The 22,014-nt window shown below is 59.5% G+C and carries 18 protein-coding genes; 6 read left to right on the top strand and 12 right to left on the bottom strand.

Going from position 1 to position 22,014, the window contains the following annotated elements; genetic code table 11:
* Positions 1 to 162 precede the first annotated feature (162 nt).
* From CLV45_RS24275 to CLV45_RS24225, 11 genes are all read right to left on the bottom strand, one after another.
* The gene (locus CLV45_RS24275) at positions 163 to 597 is read right to left on the bottom strand and encodes a hypothetical protein (RefSeq protein WP_100339103.1); all 435 of its coding nucleotides are present in this window, start codon (positions 595 to 597) and stop codon (positions 163 to 165) included.
* Positions 598 to 696: 99 nt separating this feature from the next.
* A complete protein-coding gene (locus tag CLV45_RS24270) occupies positions 697 to 1,218 on the bottom strand; it encodes an NADH-quinone oxidoreductase subunit J family protein (RefSeq protein WP_100339102.1) in 522 nt (173 codons plus the stop codon).
* 172 nt (positions 1,219 to 1,390) lie between these two features.
* The gene (locus CLV45_RS24265) at positions 1,391 to 1,981 is read right to left on the bottom strand and encodes a NuoI/complex I 23 kDa subunit family protein (protein WP_100339101.1); all 591 of its coding nucleotides are present in this window, start codon (positions 1,979 to 1,981) and stop codon (positions 1,391 to 1,393) included.
* Between the two features lie 7 nt (positions 1,982 to 1,988).
* The gene (gene nuoH, locus CLV45_RS24260) at positions 1,989 to 3,071 is read right to left on the bottom strand and encodes an NADH-quinone oxidoreductase subunit NuoH (protein ID WP_100339100.1); all 1,083 of its coding nucleotides are present in this window, start codon (positions 3,069 to 3,071) and stop codon (positions 1,989 to 1,991) included.
* 89 nt (positions 3,072 to 3,160) lie between these two features.
* Positions 3,161 to 4,168 (bottom strand): 2Fe-2S iron-sulfur cluster-binding protein, encoded by a 1,008-nt coding sequence (locus CLV45_RS24255; RefSeq protein ID WP_100339099.1) that lies wholly within the window; start codon positions 4,166 to 4,168, stop codon positions 3,161 to 3,163.
* A gap of 123 nt (positions 4,169 to 4,291) precedes the next feature.
* Positions 4,292 to 5,632 (bottom strand): NADH-quinone oxidoreductase subunit NuoF, encoded by a 1,341-nt coding sequence (gene nuoF, locus CLV45_RS24250; protein ID WP_100339098.1) that lies wholly within the window; start codon positions 5,630 to 5,632, stop codon positions 4,292 to 4,294.
* Between the two features lie 27 nt (positions 5,633 to 5,659).
* On the bottom strand, positions 5,660 to 6,235 hold the full coding sequence (locus tag CLV45_RS24245; RefSeq protein WP_100339097.1) for an NADH-quinone oxidoreductase subunit NuoE family protein: 576 nt from the start codon (positions 6,233 to 6,235) through the stop codon (positions 5,660 to 5,662).
* A gap of 21 nt (positions 6,236 to 6,256) precedes the next feature.
* Positions 6,257 to 7,522: an NADH dehydrogenase (quinone) subunit D gene (gene nuoD, locus CLV45_RS24240; protein WP_100339096.1), complete on the bottom strand. Its 1,266-nt coding sequence runs from the start codon at positions 7,520 to 7,522 to the stop codon at positions 6,257 to 6,259.
* 118 nt (positions 7,523 to 7,640) lie between these two features.
* Positions 7,641 to 8,210, bottom strand: a complete 570-nt coding sequence (locus CLV45_RS24235) for an NADH-quinone oxidoreductase subunit C (RefSeq protein WP_100339095.1) — start codon at positions 8,208 to 8,210, stop codon at positions 7,641 to 7,643.
* A 69-nt stretch (positions 8,211 to 8,279) separates the two neighbouring features.
* The gene (locus CLV45_RS24230; protein ID WP_100339094.1) at positions 8,280 to 8,837 is read right to left on the bottom strand and encodes an NADH-quinone oxidoreductase subunit B; all 558 of its coding nucleotides are present in this window, start codon (positions 8,835 to 8,837) and stop codon (positions 8,280 to 8,282) included.
* 78 nt (positions 8,838 to 8,915) lie between these two features.
* On the bottom strand, positions 8,916 to 9,311 hold the full coding sequence (locus CLV45_RS24225) for an NADH-quinone oxidoreductase subunit A (RefSeq protein ID WP_100339093.1): 396 nt from the start codon (positions 9,309 to 9,311) through the stop codon (positions 8,916 to 8,918).
* Between the two features lie 132 nt (positions 9,312 to 9,443).
* Here CLV45_RS24225 and CLV45_RS24220 point away from each other — a divergent pair, with 132 nt between their 5' ends.
* The gene (locus CLV45_RS24220; protein ID WP_100339092.1) at positions 9,444 to 9,710 is read left to right on the top strand and encodes a Uma2 family endonuclease; all 267 of its coding nucleotides are present in this window, start codon (positions 9,444 to 9,446) and stop codon (positions 9,708 to 9,710) included.
* A gap of 61 nt (positions 9,711 to 9,771) precedes the next feature.
* Entirely contained in the window at positions 9,772 to 10,314 is a 543-nt protein-coding gene (locus CLV45_RS24215) for a hypothetical protein (protein WP_100339091.1), read from the top strand.
* 113 nt (positions 10,315 to 10,427) lie between these two features.
* Here CLV45_RS24215 and CLV45_RS24210 read toward each other — a convergent pair whose 3' ends face one another.
* On the bottom strand, positions 10,428 to 11,219 hold the full coding sequence (locus tag CLV45_RS24210) for an NUDIX hydrolase (protein WP_100339090.1): 792 nt from the start codon (positions 11,217 to 11,219) through the stop codon (positions 10,428 to 10,430).
* 587 nt (positions 11,220 to 11,806) lie between these two features.
* On the opposite strand from CLV45_RS24210, the gene CLV45_RS24205 reads away from it, so the two are divergent.
* The 4 genes from CLV45_RS24205 to CLV45_RS24190 all read left to right on the top strand — a co-directional run bounded on the left by CLV45_RS24205 (position 11,807) and on the right by CLV45_RS24190 (position 21,928).
* Entirely contained in the window at positions 11,807 to 15,010 is a 3,204-nt protein-coding gene (locus tag CLV45_RS24205) for a SusC/RagA family TonB-linked outer membrane protein (protein WP_100339089.1), read from the top strand.
* A 48-nt stretch (positions 15,011 to 15,058) separates the two neighbouring features.
* Positions 15,059 to 16,570, top strand: coding sequence for a RagB/SusD family nutrient uptake outer membrane protein (locus CLV45_RS24200; protein ID WP_170061926.1), 1,512 nt, complete (start codon positions 15,059 to 15,061; stop codon positions 16,568 to 16,570).
* 112 nt (positions 16,571 to 16,682) lie between these two features.
* Complete coding sequence (locus CLV45_RS24195; protein WP_211289996.1) at positions 16,683 to 18,965, top strand: glycoside hydrolase family 3 C-terminal domain-containing protein; 2,283 nt, start codon at positions 16,683 to 16,685, stop codon at positions 18,963 to 18,965.
* 104 nt (positions 18,966 to 19,069) lie between these two features.
* On the top strand, positions 19,070 to 21,928 hold the full coding sequence (locus CLV45_RS24190) for a TIM-barrel domain-containing protein (RefSeq protein ID WP_100339087.1): 2,859 nt from the start codon (positions 19,070 to 19,072) through the stop codon (positions 21,926 to 21,928).
* The last annotated feature ends 86 nt before the right edge of the window (positions 21,929 to 22,014 follow it).

Here is a 22,014-nt window from a genome sequence, read left to right as displayed (position 1 = left end):
CATTGATAAGGTAAAAAAGGTGGTCCTGGGTGTGAAGATGGGCGTTTAATGCTTGCTGTCGTGCCCAAGCGGTTAGCCTCTCTGAACGCAGGGGGTAAATCATAACTTAAAGGCGGCTTCTGAATACTTAGGAACCGCTTTCAAGTTGAGCTTCTATCAGGCCTATAATAGCTGGGTCGGGGAAACTATCAGTGCCCGGCCATCCGACGCGCTGTCGGGAACGTACAGCTCCAGGTTCCAGCCAAAGTTATCCAAAGCCCGGTAACGAGCGGTAGGTGCTAAATCAGTAGCCTTAAATTTTAGGGTTTCCGACGTATGAAAAACGGCGTAGCATCCCTGACTGTCCCATAGGTCAATCAGGTCGAGGAAATCCGCCCTTGTGGTGGTAAAGTCTAGTCGAAATGATTTCAGTGCAAGAGGTTTGACCAGTGACCCATGTTGTACTACCGCCCGGATTGAATCAGGATTACGGTAGTGCGTGAAGTTTTCAACCGTTACGTTCTCAAATCCCAGGCTAGCTGCTAACTGGATGGTTTTCCGTGCGCACTCGAATATCTCTAAGGTGAAGTAGCGGCCGGCAACAGATTTTCGAAGCATTTTTACTGGTGATTGGTGAAGCCCTGATGTAATATTTAAGCAAAAAAGCGGCGCCTGAAGTATCAGACGCCGCTTTTCGATTCTTAGAGAAGTTGTTGCTTAGAAATTCCGCTCCCCGGCTTCGCGCTTGCCCAGCATCACGGCACCGACCATGGCGGCCAGAAACAGTACCGAGGCCAGCTCAAACGGCAGCAGGTACTTCGTGTAGAGAATCATGCCCAGCTGACTTACCATCCCAATCTGCGAGTTGAAAGTGGCAGCGGTAAAGGTGGTACCAGTCTGCACGTCGCGCAGAGCGGCCACCATTACGACCAGCAGCAAGCCCCCCGCCACGGCTGCGGCTACCTTCGACAAGGTCGATTTGTGGGGTTCCGTATCGGCGTTCAGGTTCAGGAACATAATCACGAACAGGAACAGCACCATGATGGCCCCGGCGTACACGATGATGTTGACGGCGGCCAAGAACTGCGCGTTCAGAATCAGGTAGTGGCCCGAGAGCGAGAAGAACGTCAGGATCAGGAACAGCACGCTGTGCACCGGGTTCTTGGCCAGTACCACGCCCAGGGCCGCAAACAAGGCCACAAACGATAAGAAGAAAAACAGGGAAGGAGAGGAGGCCATTGGCGGAAATCTACGGCTAAAGCTAGAAAACTAGTTCCCCTCCTCAGCTGAGGAGGGGCTAGGGGTGGTTGATAATCGTTGAACGACTTTATAGCTCTAGTTTTTAACTCTAGCTAACCACCCCGCCCTGCGGGCACCCCTCTTTAAAGAAAGGAGGGGAATTGTGAGTCGATTACGCCGGTTGCTGGCTGATTTTCTGGCTCAAAGCCTGAGCTTGCTCGGGCGTGAGCTGAATACCACGGATGCTGCGGGCGTTTGGGTCAACGGGTTCCACGAGGCGGTCTTTGCCGTAGATGAACTCGTCGCGCTCGAAGCGGGGCGGGGCCATCTTGTCGGGCTGCAGGTACACGGCGGCTTTCGGGCAGGCTTCCTCGCAGAGGCCGCAGAAGATGCAGCGCAGCATATTCACCTCGTAGCTGACGGCGTATTTCTCCTCGCGGTACAGGCCTTCTTCGCCTTTTTTCCGCTCGCCGGCCACCATCGTAATGGCTTCGGCGGGGCAGGCTACGGCGCACAGGCCGCAGGCGGTGCACCGCTCCCGGCCCACCTCGTCGCGCTTGAGCACGTGCAGGCCGCGGAAGATGGGGGAGAAGGGCCGCTTTTCCTCGGGGTAGCGCACCGTCACCTGCTTCTTGGTAGCGGCCCGGAAAAAGTGCCGCATCGTGATGCTCAGGCCCTGAAAAATAGCCGGCAGGTAAGCCCGCTCGGCCAGCGTCATTGGCTTGGCCTCTAGCTTTTTGGCTCTATTGCTTAAGGACTGCATAGTTCGATTACTTAATGATACCGCCCAGAATCAGGCCGCCGGTGAGCAGGATGTTGAAAATGGCCAGCGGAATCAGGATGGTCCAGCCCAGGCGCATCAGCTGGTCGTAGCGGAAGCGGGGCAGAGTCCAGCGGACCCACATGAAGAAGAAGATGAAGGCGAAAATCTTCCCGAACAGGCCCAGCAGGCCTACAATGGAAATCAGGTTCTGCGCCGAGGTCAGCTCCCAGCCTTGGCTGTTCACGAACCAGTCGCGCAGCTCATACTGGAAGGGGAAGTTGAAACCACCGAAGTAGAGCACGCTCATCACGGCCGAAGCCACAAAGACGTTGACGTACTCGGCAAACAGGTACAGGCCCATTTTCATGGAGCTATACTCGGTGTGGTAGCCGCCCACGAGTTCAGTTTCGCATTCGGGCAAATCGAAGGGCGTGCGGTTGGTTTCGGCAAAGGCGCAGACCAGGAAGATGATAAAGCCCAGGGGCTGTTTCACAATGTTCCAGAAGTGCCACTCCCCGGCTACCGACTGCTGCAGCGTGATTTCACGCAGCGACAAAGTACCCGAAATCATCAGCACGGCAATCAGGGCCATGCCCATAGCCAGCTCGTAGCTGATGTTTTGGGAGCCGGCGCGGATGGCGCCCAGCAGGGAGAACTTGTTGTTGGAAGCCCAGCCGCCAATCATCACCCCATACACGCCCAACGACACGATGCCGAACACCCACAGCATGCCGATGTTGACTTCAATACCCTGCAGGTTGAACACGTTGGTGCCAAACTGAATGACGTTGCCAAACGGAATTACCGCCGACGACATCAGGGCCGTAATCATGGCCAGACAGGGCCCGAGCACGAACAAAGCGCGGTTAGCACCAGCGGGGAAAAACTCCTCTTTGGTGAAGAGCTTCACGGCGTCAGCCAGGGGCTGCAGCAAGCCAAACGGGCCGGCGCGGTCCGGACCTACCCGGTCCTGCAGGAAGGCCGCAATAACCCGCTCGGCGTAGGTGCAATACGTGGCAATCAGCAGTGAAACGCCGAAAACGACGAGAATTACAATGGATTGCCAGCCTAAGGTTGGTAGTTCTATCATTGGAGTTGTTAGTTGTTCGTTGTCAGTTGTTAGTTGCTGGTTGAACAGGCCCTAGAACGACCTAACAACTGACAACCAACAACTAAAAACTAATTACCTAAGCGCATGGGAGGATTCTGTTCCAGGTCGCGCAGCGAGCTTTCGGGCAAGTCGGCAATAACCTGGGCGTTGAGCACGGGCAGCTCGTAGTGGTTGGCCGAAATTACCGACGAACGGTCGATATGAGCCGGACCTTCCAGCGTCCAGTCGGAAGTTTCCTTCTTATCGAAGCGGCAAGTGTTGCAAATCCACTCCTTTACCTCGCCGTACTGGTCCTTGCGGGCCGTGACGCGCAGCACGTCCTTGCCCTTGTACCAAAGCACTACTTTGCCGCAGCACTTGGGGTTTTCGCACTGGCGGTGGGCGTTTACGGGCTTCGTAAACCACACCCGCTGCTTGAAGCGGAAGGTTTTATCGGTCAAGGCACCCACCGGGCACACGTCGATGACGTTGCCGCTGAACTCGTTGTCGATGATGTTTTCGATATAGGTGCCGATTTCGGCGGCGTCGCCGCGGCCCAGTACGCCGTGCACGCGCTTTTCGGTGAGCTGGTCGGCGGTGTACACGCAGCGGTAGCACAGGATGCAGCGGGTCATGTGCAGCTGAATCAGCGGCCCGATGTCGATTTTCTCGAAAGTGCGGCGCTCCTCTTCGTAGCGGGTGGTGCTCACGCCGTGCTCGAAGGCAAAGTTCTGCAGGTCACACTCCCCGGCCTGGTCGCACACGGGGCAGTCCAGCGGGTGGTTGATGAGCAGCATCTCCACGATGCCCTTGCGCACGTTCAGGACCTGCTCGGAAGTCGTATTCTCGACCACCATGCCGTCCTGCACCGGCGTCACGCACGAAGCCACGAGCTTAGGCATAGGCCGCGGGTCTTTGGCCGAGCCGGCCGCCACGCGCACGAGGCAGGCCCGGCACTTGCCGCCCGAGCCTTTCAGCGGCGTGTAGTAGCACATGGCCGGGGGCACGATGCCCCCGCCGATGGTGCGGGCCGCGTTGAGGATGGTGGTTCCGTCCGGAACGTCAACCTCGATGCCGTCAAATGTTATTTTAGCCATTAGAATGTTCGCACATTAAGTACGTCTGTCATGCAGAGGCGAAAGCCGAAGCATCTCGCGTGCAATGGTAATCAAATAGCATGGCACGCGAGATGCTTCGCTGCGCTCTGCATGACGTTCAGGTTATACAAGGACTGCTTTGCCGGGGTACACCGCGCCGGGGCGGGTGGCTTCCTGGGGGTTGCGGATGTGCCACTCAAACTCGTCGCGGAAGTGGCGGATGGCGGCTGAAACCGGCCAGGCGGCGGCTTCACCCAGCGGGCAGATGGTGTTGCCTTCGATCTGCTTGGCCACGCTGGCCAGCACGTCGATGTCGCGCTCCGTGCCGTGGCCGTGCTCGATGCGGTGCAGGATTTTCTCCAGCCAGCCCGTACCCTCGCGGCAGGGCGAGCATTGCCCGCACGACTCGTGGTGGTAGAAGCGGGAGAAGTTCCAGGTGTTGCGCACGATGCAGGTGGTTTCGTCCATGGCAATGAAGCCACCGGAACCCAGCATGGTGCCCGTCACGAACCCGCCATCCGACAACGACTCGTAGGTCATCAGGCGGGGCTCACCGGCGGCGGTTTTCAGAATCAGCTCCTTGGGCAGAATCGGCACCGACGAACCGCCGGCCACCACGGCCTTCAGGTCGCGGCCTTTCCAGATGCCACCGCAGTACTCATCGGAGTAGATGAATTCCTCGACCGGCACGCCCAGCTCGATTTCGTAGATACCGGGCTTGTTGAGGTGGCCGCAGGCCGAAATCAGCTTGGTGCCGGTGCTCCGGCCCACGCCAATCTTGGCGTACTCGTCGCCACCGTCATTCACAATCACCGGCACAGCCGCAATGGACTCCACGTTGTTCACCACCGTGGGGCGGGCGTAGAGGCCCTGCACGGCGGGGAATGGGGGCTTGTTACGTGGGTTGCCGCGCTTGCCTTCCAAGGATTCCAGCAGCGCCGTTTCCTCGCCGCAGATGTAGGCGCCGCCACCGGGGTGCACGTACAAATCCAGGTCGTAGCCCGAGCCCAGGATGTTCTTGCCCAGGAAACCAGCCGCGTAGGCTTCGGCAATGGCCTTTTCCAGGATGCGCAGCACGTACAGCAGCTCCCCGCGGATGTAGATGTACGAGGTGTTGGCGCCCAGCGCGTAGGAGCTCGTAATCATGCCCTCGATGAGCAGGTGGGGCAGTTTCGACATCAACTGCCGGTCCTTGAAGGTGCCCGGCTCCGATTCGTCGGCGTTGCAGACCAGGTAGCGCGGCACGCCTTCGGGCTTGGCCAGAAAGCTCCACTTCATACCCGTGGGGAAACCGGCGCCGCCGCGGCCGCGCAGGCCCGACTTCTTCACCTCTTCCACCACCTCGTCGGGGGTCATGGTTTTGAGGGCCTTCTCCACCGAGCGGTAGCCGCCGTGCTTGCGGTACACCTCGAAGGTGTCGATGCCTTCAACGTTGATATGTTCGGTCAGCAGTTTGCGTCCCATAGTGTCTGAGCGGTTAGCTGAAAGCGGTTAATTATTGGCTACGGCGTTGGGCAGGCCCTTTTCTTCCCAGGGAAGCGCCGGGCGGTGCACCATGTTGCGCAGCTCGCTGAGCATAGCATTCACCGATTCCTCGGTATCGAGCTGCTCGTAGTATTTCTCGCGCACCTGTACCACGGGGGCGAAGCCGCAGGCGGCCAGGCACTCCACCTCTTTCAAGGTAAACAGCCCGTCGGCCGAAGGCTCGCCGCCGACTTTAGCGCCGGTGATACGCTCCAGCTCCAGGGTCAGCTCGTCGGAGCCGCGCAGCTGGCAGGGACCCGTGCGGCAGATTTCCAGCACGTGCTTGCCCACCGGCTTGAGGTTGAACATGGTGTAGAAGGTCGAAACCTCGTACACCTCGATAGGCTTCACGCCCAATACCTCGGCCACCAGATCCTGCACCTCGGGGGCTACCCAGCCCCCAAACTCGGCCTGGGCAATGTGCAGCACCGGCAGCATCGCCGACTTGCGGCGCTCTTCCGGGTATTGCTTGCAGATACGGTCTATTTCAGCCTTGGCAGCTTCCGAAAACTGGGGTTTCACGGGCGCGGTTGTCGATTCCATAAAGTCAAATTCAGCAAAAAACTACGCGTCCAGCTCGCCGGCAATAACGTTCATCGACGACAGGGTCACGATGGCGTCGGAGAGGCTGCTGCCCACCACCATTTCGGGGTAGGCCTGGTAGTAAATGAAGCAGGGGCGGCGGAAATGCAGGCGGTAGGGCGTGCGGCCGCCGTCGGAAATCAGGTAGAAGCCTAGCTCGCCGTTGCCGCCTTCCACGGAGTGGTACACCTCGCCCACCGGCGCTTCAATCTCACCCATGATGATTTTGAAGTGGTAGATGAGAGCCTCCATGTTCTTATACACGGCCTGCTTGGGAGGCAGGTAGTAGTGCGGCGCATCGGCGTGGAAGGGGCCTTCGGGCAGGTTTTCCAGGGCCTGGTTGATGATGCGCAGGCTCTGCCAGATTTCCTCGTTGCGCACCATGAACCGGTCGTAGGTGTCGCCCTTGGTGCCCACGGGAATTTCGAAGTCGAAGTCCTCGTAGCTGGAGTAAGGGTTCATCACCCGCACGTCGTAGTCGACGCCGGCGGCGCGCAGGTTGGGGCCGGTGAAGCCGTAGTTCAAAGCCCGCTCGGCCGTAATCGGGCCCACGTTTACCACGCGGTCCATGAAGATGCGGTTGCGGTTGAACATGGACTCAAACTCCTTCATCACCGCCGGGAAGGTTTTGAGCCAGTCGCGCAGCTTCTGGATGGCGACATCCGAGAAGTCGCGCTCCATGCCGCCCACGCGGCCCATGTTGGTGGTCAGGCGGGCACCGCAGATTTCCTCGTAAATCTCGTAGACCTTCTCGCGCTCCTGGAACACGTAGAGGAAGCCGGTAAAGGCCCCGGTGTCCACGCCCAGAATCGAGTTGCAGATCAAATGGTCGGTGATGCGGGCCAGCTCCATGGCAATAACGCGCATGTACTGGGCACGCTTGGGCACCGTCACGCCGAGCAGCTTCTCTACCGTCATGTGCCAGCCCATGTTGTTGATGGGCGACGAACAGTAGTTCATCCGGTCGGTGAGGGGCGTAATCTGGTAGAAGGGCCGGCGCTCGGCAATCTTCTCAAAAGCCCGGTGGATATAGCCAATGGTCGGGACGCCCGAAATAATCCGCTCCCCATCCATTTGCAGGATGTTCTGGAAAATGCCGTGCGTGGCCGGGTGCGTCGGACCCAGGTTCAGGGTCGTCAGCTCCTGGCTGAAGTCGTTGAGCGTGGGAACCAAGCCGCTGTGCTGCTGCTGTTCCTTGGCTTCCTGGATGATCTTGTGGGTACCTTCCAGCGTGTCGTTTACTGCCATAGCAAAATTGTCATCCTGAGCTTGCGAAGGACCTTATCACGTCCGCGCTGCTATTGATTAGAAAACCTGACAAAAGCAGCGGTGATAAGGTGCTTCCTTCGTCAGCATGACAAACGATTTATCGTCCGAAGAAAAGGTCAGTTTTGTCTTCGCGGGTGCCATCTTCCAGCGCATATTCCTTGCGCATGGGGTGGTAGTCCATGTCTTCCACATTCAGGATGCGGATCAGGTTGGGGTGGCCCGTGAAAATGATGCCGTAGAAGTCGTAGGCCTCGCGCTCCATCCAGTTGGCCGTGGCGTAGAGGTCGGTCAGCGTGGGCACGACGGGGTCGGCAATGGGGAAGAAAATCTTGAGGCGCAGGCGCAGGTTGTTGACCAGGCTGTGCACGTGGTAAATCATGCCCAGCTCCTTGCCCTCGTTTTCGGGGTAGTGAATGCCGCACATCGTGGTCAGGAAGTTGAGCTGCAACTCCTGGTCCTGCTGCAAACCGGCCATGATGTCGTGAATCCGCTCCCGCGTCGTTGTCACCGTCAGCAGGCCGTAGGGCTCCTCGACGTCGGTAAACGCGTCGGCGCCGAACAAGCGGTGCAGCAAGGCGAGCAGCTGGGCGTTCTTGGCCGCTTGCGGGTCTTGCGGGGCCGCCGCTTCCTGGGGTGCTGCCGCAGATTCTGGAGTATTTTCAGCCATTCCTGTAAGAGAAGCTAAGAGGCAGAAACTGGCCCTTTCGGGAGAGTACCGAAAGGGCCAGCGTCCAAACTACTTGATGTTGTAAGAAGCCAGCAGCGCCTGGTACTCGGGCGCGTTGCGGCGGCGAATTGATTCGGTACGGGCCAAATCCTGGACGCGCATCAGGCCGTCGAGCACCTGCTCGGGGCGGGGCGGACAGCCGGGCACATACACGTCGACGGGAATGATCCGGTCGATGCCCTGCAGCACGGAGTAGGAGTCGAAGATGCCGCCCGAGCAGGCGCAGGCGCCCATGGCCAGCACCCAGCGGGGCTCGGCCATTTGCTCGTACACCTGCTTCACGATGGGGGCCATTTTCTTAGCAATGGTGCCCATCACCATCAGCAGGTCGGCCTGCCGGGGCGAAAACGACGGGCGCTCCGAGCCGAAGCGGGAGATGTCGTAGTGGGAGCCCATGGTGGCCATAAACTCGATGCCGCAGCAGGAAGTAGCGAAGGGCAAAGGCCAGAGGGAGTTGGCGCGGGCCATGCCCACCACCGACTCCAGGGAGGTGGCGAAGAAGCCAGCGCCTTCCACGCCCTCGGGGGCCTCGACCATCTTTATTTCAGGAACACGAATATCGCTCATGAGATTTGTCAGTTTGGAGGGGCGTTTTGCCCTTTATCCGAACACCAGCGAGCCGGCAAAAGTTTGGTTGAATTGGACTTAGGCGTGAGTGCCGGTCCACTTCAGAATGCCCTTTTTGATGACGTAGGCAAAGCCGGCCATCAGCAGGGCCAGGAATACAATCATCTGCACGAAGCCATCCCAGCCCAGGGAGCGGAAGTTCACGGCCCAGGGATACATGAAAATTACTTCCACGTCGAAGAGCACGAAGAGGATGGCGGTGAGGAAGTATTTAATGGAAATCGGAGTGCGGGCATTGCCCACCGACTCGATACCGCACTCAAAGGCTTCGTTTTTGACTTTGCTTTTGCGGTTGGGTCCCACCAAGTGGGACACAATCATGGCGAAGGCCACGAAGGCAATGGCCAGGCCGAATTGCACCACAATGGGCAGAAAATCAACCGGCTGGTAATTAGTGGTTACAGCGAGAAGCATACGATTCAGCAGTTAAAGGCCCATATAAACAGGCATTGAGGGGCAAAGGTAGCGCTTGGTGGGTTGGGAACAAAGGTTCTGCGGGCCCGGGTTCGGAATGGCGTATATTTGGACAAATTAGGTTTTAGCCATATGTCGCAAACGCAAGCCTCCACCCGGCGCTATACCGTAGAAGAGTACCAAGCGCTGGAAGAAGTTTCGGAGCAGCGCCACGCGTATTGCGAGGGTGAGGTTTTCGCCATGTCGGGAGCTACGCCCCGGCATACTCTCATTGCGCAAAACTGTGCTTTCGCCTTGCGCCAAGCGGTGAGAAGCAAAGGCTGGCAAGTATTTCTCGAAGGCGTGCAGCTAGCCGTGCAGGAAAACCGCTACTATACCTACCCGGATGTGATGATATGACGAAATCAGCATTACGCCGATGCAGCCCCAGCCGCTTGGGGAATAATTACCACCAGGACCGATGAGTGACCATAGTATTGCAATTGTTCCAGCGCTAGCAGCTTATCCCAACAAGGAAAATAAGGCAAGAGAAATAGTAGAGTGGCTGATTGCAGAGAATATCGTGAGGCCCACACTTTCGGCCTGTCTTTTAGGAAATGGCGGGGGCTATGCTATAGCAAATGGCGCAAGGCAGATACTTTGCTCAAGCAACGAGCTCGTCTTTGAGTTGGCGGTTAATGGACTTGAGGTTATTACCGAAAGGCAAGTCTTCGATACGGGTGGCAATGGAGTAGAGGAAATATTATGCCCGGGCTGTCAGCAAAATCTGTCAGACGAGGACTTGGACTTTATTGGCAACTGGTGCGAAGGCGAGACGGATGATATAATCTGTCCGGTTTGTGGGGCTGCAAGTGATGTTCACCAGCTTCATTTTACACCCGAGTGGGGCTTCAGTGATTTAGGCTTTAAATTCTGGAACTGGCCCGACTTGACGGAGGAGTTTATCACTAGGTTTCAGCAGAAGCTGGGCTGTCCTGTTTCCGTCGTTTACCAGCACATCTAAATATCATTAAGCAAAAAGCCGCTTCGGGATTCCGAAGCGGCTTTTTGCTGACTCATTAAGGGAGTTTAACAACTGCTCTGGCCTTTATCGTTCTAGAGTACTACAACGGCCGACTAAAACGTCAGAATCGAGCCGTCTTCCAGGGCCCGGCTGTAGTTCTCCAGGTCAAACTCGTAGAGGAAAGGGGAGCGGTGGGGGCCGATTTTCTTTTGCTCGTCGAGCTGCCGGATGAGGCCCAGGGTAAGGAGCTTCTTGCGGAAGTTGCGCCGGTCAATCTGCTTGCAGAGGATGGTTTCGTAGAGGGAGTGAATTTCGGGCAGAGTAAACTTGTCGGGCAGCAGGTTGTAGCCAATGGGCTGCTGAAAAATATGAGCCCGCAAGGTTAACAGAGCCTTCTGAATGATTTCGTTGTGGTCGTACACCAACTCCTTGGGGATGTCAGCCACGTTCAACCAGCAGTACTCATCGACCAGAAACTCGGGCGTCACGACCACCTGCAGGTAGTCGACCAGGGCGTAATAGCCAATGGACAAGGTGCGCTCCGAGAGCCAATGGCCGGGGCTCAAGCTCACGCCCACTTTGGAGTAGGTCGTGTTGTGGGTCTGCTCAGTCTTGATGTTGTTCATCCGGGTGGCGCTGTCGCCGAAGGTGTAGAACTGCTGCAGGAACAAGCCCGTGAGCTGGGTCTTCTCGGCCAGGATGCGGTGGGCCGCCTCGGTCAAGGTTTCGTGCCGCCCGATGTAGCCACCTGGCAAGCTCCAGTTCTGCTGCCCGTGGTGACGAATCAGCAGAGTTTTGAGCTCGTGGTCGTGGTAGCCGAAAATGGCGCAATCGATTGAAAGATGGGGCAAAAACCGCTCTGCGCCGTGGTGCACAAAATCCAGGACTTCCTGACGCGTATTCATAAGCGAAAGTTTATTGCGTAGAATTTACGCATTGTAAGCAAATGTTTCTATATTCGGCCCGTAGACACTGCAGAAGAACTGCGTTGGCTTGCCTGAGCTTGGTACGCAAGTTCCCGTTTTTCCTGCTTATGCTCTACTTCCGACCTGCTGAAATTTCCACTGCTAACCCCCATCGTATGCAGAACTCTTCGCTGGTTTTTCCAGCGCCGCCTCACCGCTCCGAACTCTAACCGGGTTTGGTGAGAGTCCAGTCCCGACTAGTACTTTTTCCGCTCCGAGGCTGCCTTGTTGACTGGCAATGCCGCCATCTTTCAGCTGCTCAGCCCGCCTCTCGCTAAGGGAGCAGTAGTTGAGTAATTTCCTTTGAAGGCTTGAAAAAGCCTTTTCCGCACCTATTTGCCCGAATGCAAAGGCTGAAATTTTCCGGCCTGGCTCCGTGTGCCCGTGCTTATCGAAAGATTGAACTTTCCGGCGATACTATTATCCATTTCTGCTCCGCTCTGTCCAAATTCAAAAGCTCCGCCGCTTTTGACCGACACCTTATTGCCTGCTTTTGTCCACTAACTCCCATTTAAAATCCCACCTCTATGCTTTCACAATCACACAGGAAAATCCTTTTACAAGGGGCGGTGCTGCTGACGGCCAGTAGCCTGCAAACGTTTGTGGCCTCGGCAGCCCCGCTTCGGCCCGTGCCCGGCACGAGCCAGCAGCCGGCTCCAACTCGGGGCCAAGCCGACGTGCGAGTGGCCGGCCGCGTCACCCAGGCCAACGGCGACGGGCTACCCGGCGTTACAGTCGTGGTGAAGGGCAGCTCAATAGGCACCAGCACCGATGCCACCGGCAATTTCAGCCTGGAAGTGCCCGAAGGCAGCGTGCTGGTCTTCAGCTTCGTGGGCTATTCGCGCCGGGAAATGCCGGTAACTGAAGCCACCACGAGCTTTAACGTGACGCTGAGCGAAGACGCCCAGGCACTGAAAGAAGTAGTAGTGGTGGGCTACGGCACCCAGGAACGGCAGAGCGTGACGGGCGCCGTGGCTTCGGTGTCGGGGCGCGACGTGGCGGCCCAGCCCGTGGCCGATGCGGCCCAGGCCATTCAGGGCCGGGCGGCGGGCGTACAGGTGGTATCCAACTCCGGGGCGCCCGGTGGGGGCGGCACCTCGGTGCGGGTGCGGGGCATTACCTCGGCCGGCAACAACTCCCCGCTTTACGTGGTGGATGGCTTTCCGCTGCCCTCGGCCGTGGATGGCAACGGCAATGCCACGGGCAACGAGCTGAACAGCATCAACCCCAACGACATTGAAAGCATCGACGTGCTGAAGGATGCCTCGGCCACGGCCATTTACGGGGTACGGGCGGCCAACGGCGTCGTTATTATTACCACCAAGCGCGGCAAAGCCGGGGTGTCGAGCATCAACCTGGACGCCTACGTGGGCACCCAGCAGGTGTGGCGGCAGATTCCGCTGCTCAACGCCCAGGAATTTGCCCAGCTCAACAACGAAGCCCGCCGCAACGGGGGCCTCGACGTCATTCCAAAGTACGCCAACCCTGGCTCCCTGGGCGCGGGCACCAACTGGCTGGACGAGGTTTTCCGGCCGGCCAAGATTCAAAACTACGCCCTATCGGCCACCGGGGGCAGTGAAAAGGCTCGGTACGCGGCCAGCGCGGGGTATTTCCAGCAGGACGGCACCATTATCAATTCCAGCTTCCAGCGCTTTACGCTACGGGCTAATGGGGAAGTGCAGCTCAGCAAGGTGCTCAAAATCGGCAATACGCTGGGGCTGACGCACCAGGAAGAGCAGCCGCTGAACAACGAAAACAACGAGTTTTCGGGCGTTATTCAGCTGGCTCTGCAGGCCCCGCCCACGGCCCCGGCCTTCAACCCGGACGGCAGCTACTACGAGTTTACCAGCGCCGACAACTACGGCGAGGAAAACCCGGTGACGGCGGCCCGCCGGCCCCAAATCAAGAATAACCGCAACCGGGTCACGTCCACGTTCTACGCCGAGCTGGAGCCGCTGACCGGCCTGCGCCTGCGCACCAACGTGGGCACCGACCTGCAGTTTTTGCAGGGGGACCAGTTCTTCCCCTCTATCAAAGGCTCATCAAAGTACCCCACTTCCCAGGCGCAGGCCAACAGCAGCACCAACTACAGCCCGAGCTACCTGATTGAAAACACGCTGACCTACGACAAGCTCATCGGTACCAACCACCAGTTCAGCATACTAGTGGGGCAGTCGGCCCAGCAGTTCGACAACTTCTACCTGGGTGGTACCCGCATTGGCTACAGCACCAACAACCTGACGATTCTGGACCGGGGGCCGGTAAATTCCCAACTCAGCAACAACGGCGGCAACAGCCGGACCCGCTTGGCCAGCTACTTCGGCCGGGTCAACTACGAGTTTGCTGGTAAATACCTGTTCCAGGCTATTCTGCGCTACGATGGTTCCTCGGCCTTTGCGCCCGGCAACCAGTTTGGCGTCTTCCCGGGGGCCTCGGTGGGCTGGCGGATTTCGGAGGAGGATTTCCTGAAAGACAACTCCTATATCAGCAACCTGAAGCTGCGCGTGGGCTACGGCCGGGTGGGCAATCCGCTTAACGCGGGCACGTTTGCCTACCTGACCACCGTCAACTCCACGCCGCAGTCGAACAACGGGGTGCCCGGCACGGGCTACGTGTTTGGTTCTGGCAGCCAGTCGCAGGTCATTGGCGGCGCCCCCACCCGGTTGCAGAACTCGGACCTGCGCTGGGAAAACAACGAGCAGATCAACGTGGGCATCGACGCGGGGCTGTGGAAAAACCGCCTTTCGGGCTCCATTGACCTCTACCGCCGCACCTCGCCCAACCTGATTGCCGCCGTGCCCGTGACCTACGTATCGGGGACCAGTGAGAGCATCAATACCAACGCCGCGGCGGCCACCAACCGGGGTATCGACCTGGCCCTTACCTCCAACAACTTCGTGGGGGAAGCCGGTGGCCTGAGCTGGACGACGACGCTCAACTTCAGTGCCTACCGCAACGAAATTACCTCGCTCGGTGCCGGCAAGCCCTTCGACGGGCAAAACACCCGGGGCGGGGGCAACCTGGTGCGCTATGAGGCGGGCGTGCCCTTCGGCTCCTTCTACGGCTACGTGGCCGACGGCCTGTTTCAGAACAACGAAGACGTGAAAACCCACGCCGTGCAGGTGGCCGGCACCGACCCGGCCAAGAGCACGGCCCCCGGCGACATCCGCTTTAAGGACCTCAACAACGACGGCGTCATCAACGACCAGGACCGCACCTTCATCGGCGACCCCAACCCGGACTTTACTTACGGCCTGAACAACACGCTGGGCTTTAAGGGCTTTGATTTGAACGTGTTTTTGCAAGGCTCCCAGGGCAACGACGTGTACAACCTGAACCGTTACTACACCGAGGGCGGCCTGTATGGCGCTTCCAACGCCAGCACCATTACCCTGGACCGCTGGACCGGTGCGGGCACGAGCAACGACATTCCAAGAGCTGTGGCCGGGGACCCCAACCAGAACCTGCGCATTTCTTCGCACTACCTCGAGGATGGCTCTTACCTGCGGGTGAAGCTGCTCACGCTGGGCTACACCCTGCCCCTGGAGCTGGGCAAAAAGCTCTACACCCAGCGGGTGCGCGTCTACGTGAGCAGCCAGAACCTGCTGACCTTCACCAAGTACAAGGGCTTCGACCCCGAGCTGGGCAATCAGGGCGGTAGCTTCGGCGTCGACCGGGGCGTGTACCCGCAGGCCCGCACCTTTTTGGCCGGCATCAACATCGGCTTTTAAGCTCTTGGCCGGCCGAGTTGCCTTTTTCCTCCCTCAAACCTGATGACCATGTTACGAAAACCCACTACTCTGCTTCCCAAAAATACCCTGGTGCTGGGCCTCACCGCGCTGGCCCTGCTCAGCGGTTGCGGCAAAGACTTTCTGGACCTGCAGCCCCGCAATGCCGTTACGACCGAAATCTTCTACAAAACCTCCAACGACGCCATTCAGGCCACCAACGCGGCCTACTCCCAGCTCAGCCAGAACGGGATGTTCAACTACTCGCTCTGGGGTATCGGCGACGTTATGTCGGACAACTCCTACCTCGGTGGGGGGGGAGCCGCCGACGGCATCGAGTTTCAGCAGCTCGACAACTTCACCATTCCGGCCACCAACCCGCTCGTGACCAGCCACTGGCAGCGCGCCTACCTGGGCGTGGGCCAGGCCAACCAGGTGCTGGCCCGCGTGCCGGCCATTGAAATGGACGCCGCCCTGAAGAACCGCTGCCTGGGGGAAGCCGCCTTTCTGCGCGCCCTGTACTACTTCTACCTCGTGCGTGGCTTCGGCGACGTGCCCCTGGTGCTGACCCCGCCCCAAACGGCGGCCGAAGCGGCCGGCCTAAGCCGCACACCCGCGGCCCAGGTCTACGCCCAGATTGAGAAAGACCTGCTCGACGCCATTACCAAACTGCCCGCCTCTTACACCGGCGACGACATCGGGCGGGCCACCAAATGGTCGGCCACGGGCCTGCTGGCCAAGGTGTACCTGACCGAGAAAAAGATGCCCGAAGCTGCCACTCAGGCCCGGGCCGTTATTGCCGGCTCCGGCAAAAGCCTGTGGACCAACTTCGGCGACAACTTCAAGGTGGAAAATGAGAACGGGCAGGAATCCTTGTTCGAAGTGCAGTTCAAAAACGGCCTGAGTAGCTACTCCACCGACGGGCCCGGCTCAGTTATGAACGAGTTCTGGGGGGCCCGCTTCTTCGGTAGTCCCTACGTGGTATCGTCGGGCGGCTATGGCTTCAACATCCCGGAAAAGGAATTTGTGGACGGCTTCGAGCCCGGCGACCTGCGCAAGGGGCCCACGGTATTCGTGCCCGGCGACAAATACCCCGACGGGCAGGTGCAGCCCGCCACGCTGGTCGGCGACCCGCTGGGCTTCAACATCCGCAAGTTCTTCGTGGGCACCGTGAACGTGAACAACTGGGACTCGCCGCTGAATGTGCCGGTGCTGCGCCTCAGTGAAATGTACCTGATTCTGGCCGAAGCCGTGGGCCCGACGGCCGAAGGGCTGGAGGCCATCAACAAGGTGCGCCGCCGGGCCTTTGGCCTGCCCATCAGCTCGTCTTCAGCCAAAGACCTGACGGCTGCCACCACCGATTTCGACGCGGCCGTGCTGCGGGAGCGGCGCTACGAACTGGCCTTCGAAATGGACCGGTGGTACGATTTGAAGCGCACCGGTAAGCTCGTCTCGACGATGCGGGCCCGGGGCAAAACCATTCAGGAGTTCAACAACCTGCTGCCCATTCCGCAGTCGGAGCGCAACGTAAATCCGAACCTGAGCCAGAACCCCGGCTATTAATTCCCGGCCGGAGGTCCCGTTTGGTGGGAAAAGTGGCGTCTGGCAACGGGCGCTGCTTTTCCCCGCCGACCGGGCAAAATTTACTCCGCGTACCCTTTTACCTCTTACTTCTATGCTCTACAAATCCCCCCGTTTTGCGGCCCTGCTGGGCACCGCCGTCTGTTCTGCCATGATGAGCATCTACGTTGCCCAAAGCAAGTCGGGCCCGACGACTGAGAAGCCTGCGCCCAAGGAAAACCAGCAGGCCCGCCTCACGGCCAACGACGACAAGATCAACGCCCTGCTCAGCAAGCTCACCCTGGAAGAGAAAATCAAGATGCTCCACGGCGTGTCGTCGTTCAACTCGGGCGGCGTGGAACGCCTGGGCATTCCCGAACTGGAAACCTCCGACGGGCCCCACGGGGTGCGCTTCGAGCATGGCCGGGGCTGGACGGCCCAGAAAGGCGTGGACGACGCGGGCACCTACCTGCCCACCAATAACACCCTGGCCTCGACCTGGAACCCGGCCCTGGGCTACGCCTATGGCGCAGTGCTGGGCTCGGAGGCCAACTACCGCGGCAAAGACGTGATTCTGGGCCCCGGCATCAACATCATCCGGGCCCCGCTGAACGGCCGCAATTTCGAGTACCTGAGCGAGGACCCGTTTCTGGTTTCCCGCATGGTGGTGGGCTACATCAAGGGCGTGCAGGACCAGGGCGTGTCGGCCTGCGTGAAGCACTACGCGGCCAACAACCAGGAAATTCACCGCAACGACATCGATGTGGACATGAGCGAAAGGGCCCTGCGCGAAATCTACCTGCCGGGCTTCAAGGCCGCCGTGCAGGAAGGCGGGGTAAACACGCTCATGGGTTCCTACAACAAGTTTCGGGGCACCTTTGCCACCGAAAACGCCTACCTGATGAACGACATTCTGAAAAAGGAGTGGGGCTTCAACGGGGTGGTGATGAGTGACTGGGGCTCGGTGCACAACACGATGAACGCCCTGCGCAACGGCACCGACCTGGAAATGGGCACCGACCTGGTACTGGCCTACCAGGGCACGTCCCAGACCTCGGGCAGCATCAACAAGGACAAGCTCAGCGAAACCGTGTACGACCGGTTTTACCTGGCCAACCCGGCCCTGGAAGCCGTAAAGAAAGACCCCAGCCTGCTGCCGCTGGTCGACGATAAAGTGCGGCGTATTCTGCGGGTGATGTACGCCACCAACATGCTCGACGGGGCCAAGCGCAAAGCCGGCGCCTACAACAGCAAGGAGCACCAGGCCACGGCCCTGAAAGTAGCCGAGGAAGGCATTGTGCTGCTCAAAAACGACGGCAACATCCTGCCCCTGAAGAAAACGGTGAAAACGGTGGCCGTCATTGGGGCCAACGCTACCCGCGAAAACGCCATGGGCGGCGGCAGTGCCCAGGTGAAAGCCAAGTATGAAATTACACCCCTGCAAGGCCTGAAAAATGCCCTGGGCACCAAAGCCAAAATCACCTACGCCCCCGGCTACAAGGTGGCCCGCGGCCAGCAGGCCGACGCCAAGCTCATTGCCGAGGCCGTAGCCGCCGCCAAAGCCGCGGAAGTGGCCATCGTGGTGGGCGGCTGGATTCACGGCTTCGACTACAGCGTCTGGGATGAAAACGCCTACGACGCCGAAAGCGTGGACAAGCCCGACATGCACATGCCCTTCGGCCAGGACGAGCTGGTAAAAGCCGTGCTCAAGGCCAACCCCAACACGGTAGTTGTGCTCATGGGTGGCGGCCCGATTGACGTGTCGGCCTGGGCCGGACAGGCCAAGGGCATCGTGGAAGCCTGGTACCCGGGTATGGAAGGCGGCAACGCGTTGGCCCACATTCTGTTCGGCGACGTGAACCCCTCGGGCAAGCTCCCGCTGACGTTTCCCGTGAAGCTGGAAGACTCCCCGGCCCACAAGCTGGGTGAATACCCCAGCACCCCCGGCGACCCGCTCAAGCAGTTCTACAAGGATGACATCTTCGTGGGCTACCGTTACTTCGACACCTACAAAGTAGCCCCGCAGTTTGCCTTCGGCCACGGCCTGAGCTACACCACCTTCAAGTACGACAAGCTGACCGTGACGCCCGGCAACCAAAGCGCCACGGTAAAACTCACGGTGACCAACACCGGCAAAACCGCCGGGGCCGAAGTGGTGCAGGTGTACGTGCACGACGACCAGGCCGCCGTGAAGCGCCCCGAGAAGGAGCTCAAGGGCTTCGACAAGGTCTTCCTCAAGCCTGGCGAGTCGAAAACCGTGACCGTGAACCTCGACACCAACGCCTTCCAGTACTACGACGAGAGTAAAAAGCAGTGGGTGCTGGAGCCCGGCAAGTTCGACGTGCTAGTGGGCAGCTCTTCCCGCGACATCCGCCTGACCGGCAACGTGACCCTGTAATCCGACTGTTGACGCCGGTTTTCTTCCGCCGCTTGGCAGCACTGCGCCGGCTGGGCGGCGGAAGAAAACGGCTGGCTGTCGGGAATTCCTCCTACTCACTTTCTATGGGCGAATCCTATTTCCGTGCTTTTATCCTGACTGGTGCTATCCTGCTGCCTGCCGTTGTCCTGGCCCAAAAAGCCACGGTGCAACGGCAGGCAGATGGCATTGTGGTGCACCTGGTTCCGCGTACCGACCACGACCCGCGCACGGTGCGCCTGCAGGTGGTGTCGGACCAAATTATCCGCGTGCAGGCCAGTCCGCTGGAAAGCATTGCCACCGTGCCCAGCCTGATGGTGGTGGCGCAGCCCGCTCCGGCGGTGAAGTGGCAGTACCAGGAAAAGAAGGGCCTGGGTACCATCAGTACCGGCGCGCTGCGGGCTACGGTTTCGCTGAGCACCGGCGAGGTTAGCTTCACCGATTTGCAGGGCCACGTCATTTTGCAGGAGCGGCCCGGCGGGGGCAAAACCTTCCGGTCCGTAGTGGCCGACGGGCAGCCGCTCTACCAGCTCGAGCAGGTTTTCGACTCGCCGGCCGACGAAGGGCTCTACGGCCTGGGTCAGCACCAGAACGGCACGATGAACTACCGGGGCCAGCAGGTAGAATTGGCCCAGAACAACACCGACGTGGCCGTGCCCTTCCTCGTGTCGAGCCGCAACTACGGCCTGCTCTGGGACAACTACTCCATCACCAAAGTCGGGGACACGCGCGACTACCAGCCGCTTTCCACGCTCAAGCTCTATTCCAAGGAAGGCACGCAGGGCTGGCTCACGGCTACTTACGCGCGCAAGGACAAGCCAGCGGAAGTGCTGGTGCAGCGGCCCGAGTCGGTGCTGAACTACGAGTATTTGGAAGACCAGAAGAACTTCCCGGCCGGCCTGAAGCTCGGTCAGACGCTGGTTACCTGGGAAGGCTCGATTGAGTCGGGCACGGCCGGGTTGCATCATTTTCTGCTCAAGAATGCCGGCTACGTGAAGTTCTACCTCGACGGCAAACTGCAGGTGGATAAGTGGCGGCAGGCCTGGAACCCCGGCACGTCGGTGGTGGCCCTGAATCTGGAACCCGGGCGGAAATACCCGGTTAAAATCGAGTGGAACCCGGATGGCGACGAGTCTTATATCGGGCTGAAGTGGCTAAGCCCTTTGCCCAGCCAAAATCAGCACGAGTACGGGCTGGCTTCCGAAGCCGGCATCAGCTTGGATTACTACTTCGTGCACGGCCAGAACCTGGATGAAGTCGTCAGCGGCTACCGGCAGCTTACGGGAAAGGCGCCGATGGTGCCGCGCTGGGCGCTGGGGCTGTGGCAAAGCCGGGAACGGTACAAAACCCAGCAGGAAATGCTGGACGTGGCCGCCGAGTTTCGCCGCCGCCGGATTCCCATCGACAATATCGTGCTCGACTGGTCGTACTGGAAACCGGCCGAGTGGGGCAGCCAGGAGTTTGACCCCAGCCGCTTCCCGAATCCGGATGGTCTGATTAAAACCCTGCACCAGGAACACAACCTGCACTTCATGATTTCGGTGTGGGCCAAGTTCTACGAGGGCATTCCGGCCTACCGCGACTTTCAAAGCAAGGGCTACCTTTTCCCGCGCAACGTGGCTAACCGCACCAAGGACTGGATTGCGCCCGGCTACACCTCCACGTTCTACGACGCCTTCAACCCTCAGGCCCGGCAGGCGTTCTGGGACCTGATGAACGCCAAGCTTTTTACCAAGGGCATCGACGCCTGGTGGATGGACGCCTCCGAGCCCGATATCTACTCCAACACCTCGGTAGCCACCCGCAAGGAGCTCATGACACCGACGTTTCTGGGCTCGGCTACCCAGTATTTCAATGGCTTTCCGCTCCAGAACGCCAAGGGAATCTACGAGGGGCAGCGGCAGACGGCGCCCAACCAGCGCGTGTTCCTGCTCACCCGCTCGGGCTACGCCGGTTCCCAGCGCTACGCGGCGGCCATCTGGAGCGGCGACATTGGCTCCCGCTGGGAAGACTTCCGCAACCAGATTCCGGCCGGTTTGAATTTGTCGTTGTCAGGCATTCCGTACTGGACCACCGACATCGGGGGCTTTGCCGTGGAGCGCCGCTACGAAAAGCCCAACGCCGCTGACCTGGAAGAATGGCGGGAGCTACAGGCCCGCTGGTTTCAGTTTGGGGCCTTCTGTCCGCTGTTTCGGGTGCACGGGCAGTATCCGTTTCGCGAAATGTTCAACATCGCGCCGGAAACCCATCCGGCCTACCAAAGCATGCTTTACTACGACCAGCTGCGCTACCGCCTGATGCCTTATTTCTACTCCCTGGCCGGCAAAGTTCACCACGAAAACTACACCCTGATGCGGGGCCTGCAGATGGACTTCGCCGCCGACCCCAACGTGCGCAGCATTGGCAGCCAGTTTATGTGCGGCCCCAGCTTACTGGTGAGCCCCATTACCGAGTACCAGGCCCGGGAAAAGCCGCTGTATCTGCCCGCCGGCACGGGTTGGTACAACTTCTACACCGGCCAGCATCAGGCCGGCGGCCGGCAGATTGTGGAGGCTGCCCCGCTGGAACGAATGCCGCTCTTTGTGCCCGAAGGCGCGATTCTGCCCTTCGGCCCCGAAATTCAGTACGCCGCCGAAAAGCCCGCCGACCCGCTCACGCTCTACGTCTACACCGGCCGCGACGGGCAGTTTACGCTCTACGAAGATGAGGACGTGAACTATAACTACGAGCAGGGCGCCTTTGCCACCATCCCGCTGCGCTACGATGAAAAGGCCAAAACCCTGACCATCGGGGCCCGCCAAGGCGCTTTTCCCGGCATGACGACCCTGCGCACGTTCCGAATAGTAGCCGTCAGCAAAGCCCGTCCCGTGCCCGCCGACCTTACCAAAGCCACGGGCCAAACCGTCAGCTACTCCGGGCAGGCCGTGACCGTGCCGGTAGAATAACTGGTTATAGTGGGCATGAAATTGAGGGTTGATGATACAGGGTGGGGTTGCTGGCCGAGCCGACTGCCCGGCAGTGAGTAGTTGGG

It is taken from the genome of Hymenobacter chitinivorans DSM 11115, from assembly GCF_002797555.1.
GTDB classification, from domain to species: Bacteria; Bacteroidota; Bacteroidia; order Cytophagales; family Hymenobacteraceae; genus Hymenobacter; species Hymenobacter chitinivorans.
Note: the sequence above shows the minus strand (reverse complement) of the source record. Positions and strands in the feature narration are given on the sequence as shown.

Coding starts and splice junctions, on each gene's coding strand:
- CLV45_RS24195 (WP_211289996.1), top strand. CDS start 16,683: ATGCTCTACAAATCCCCCCGTTTTGCGGCCCTGCTGGGCACCGCCGTC.
- CLV45_RS24265 (WP_100339101.1), bottom strand. CDS start 1,981: ATGCAGTCCTTAAGCAATAGAGCCAAAAAGCTAGAGGCCAAGCCAATG.
- CLV45_RS24230 (WP_100339094.1), bottom strand. CDS start 8,837: ATGAGCGATATTCGTGTTCCTGAAATAAAGATGGTCGAGGCCCCCGAG.
- CLV45_RS24275 (WP_100339103.1), bottom strand. CDS start 597: ATGCTTCGAAAATCTGTTGCCGGCCGCTACTTCACCTTAGAGATATTC.
- CLV45_RS24210 (WP_100339090.1), bottom strand. CDS start 11,219: ATGAATACGCGTCAGGAAGTCCTGGATTTTGTGCACCACGGCGCAGAG.
- CLV45_RS24220 (WP_100339092.1), top strand. CDS start 9,444: ATGTCGCAAACGCAAGCCTCCACCCGGCGCTATACCGTAGAAGAGTAC.
- nuoH (WP_100339100.1), bottom strand. CDS start 3,071: ATGATAGAACTACCAACCTTAGGCTGGCAATCCATTGTAATTCTCGTC.
- CLV45_RS24235 (WP_100339095.1), bottom strand. CDS start 8,210: ATGGCTGAAAATACTCCAGAATCTGCGGCAGCACCCCAGGAAGCGGCG.
- CLV45_RS24215 (WP_100339091.1), top strand. CDS start 9,772: ATGAGTGACCATAGTATTGCAATTGTTCCAGCGCTAGCAGCTTATCCC.
- CLV45_RS24270 (WP_100339102.1), bottom strand. CDS start 1,218: ATGGCCTCCTCTCCTTCCCTGTTTTTCTTCTTATCGTTTGTGGCCTTG.
- CLV45_RS24205 (WP_100339089.1), top strand. CDS start 11,807: ATGCTTTCACAATCACACAGGAAAATCCTTTTACAAGGGGCGGTGCTG.
- nuoF (WP_100339098.1), bottom strand. CDS start 5,632: ATGGGACGCAAACTGCTGACCGAACATATCAACGTTGAAGGCATCGAC.
- CLV45_RS24200 (WP_170061926.1), top strand. CDS start 15,059: ATGTTACGAAAACCCACTACTCTGCTTCCCAAAAATACCCTGGTGCTG.
- CLV45_RS24225 (WP_100339093.1), bottom strand. CDS start 9,311: ATGCTTCTCGCTGTAACCACTAATTACCAGCCGGTTGATTTTCTGCCC.
- nuoD (WP_100339096.1), bottom strand. CDS start 7,522: ATGGCAGTAAACGACACGCTGGAAGGTACCCACAAGATCATCCAGGAA.
- CLV45_RS24245 (WP_100339097.1), bottom strand. CDS start 6,235: ATGGAATCGACAACCGCGCCCGTGAAACCCCAGTTTTCGGAAGCTGCC.
- CLV45_RS24255 (WP_100339099.1), bottom strand. CDS start 4,168: ATGGCTAAAATAACATTTGACGGCATCGAGGTTGACGTTCCGGACGGA.
- CLV45_RS24190 (WP_100339087.1), top strand. CDS start 19,070: ATGGGCGAATCCTATTTCCGTGCTTTTATCCTGACTGGTGCTATCCTG.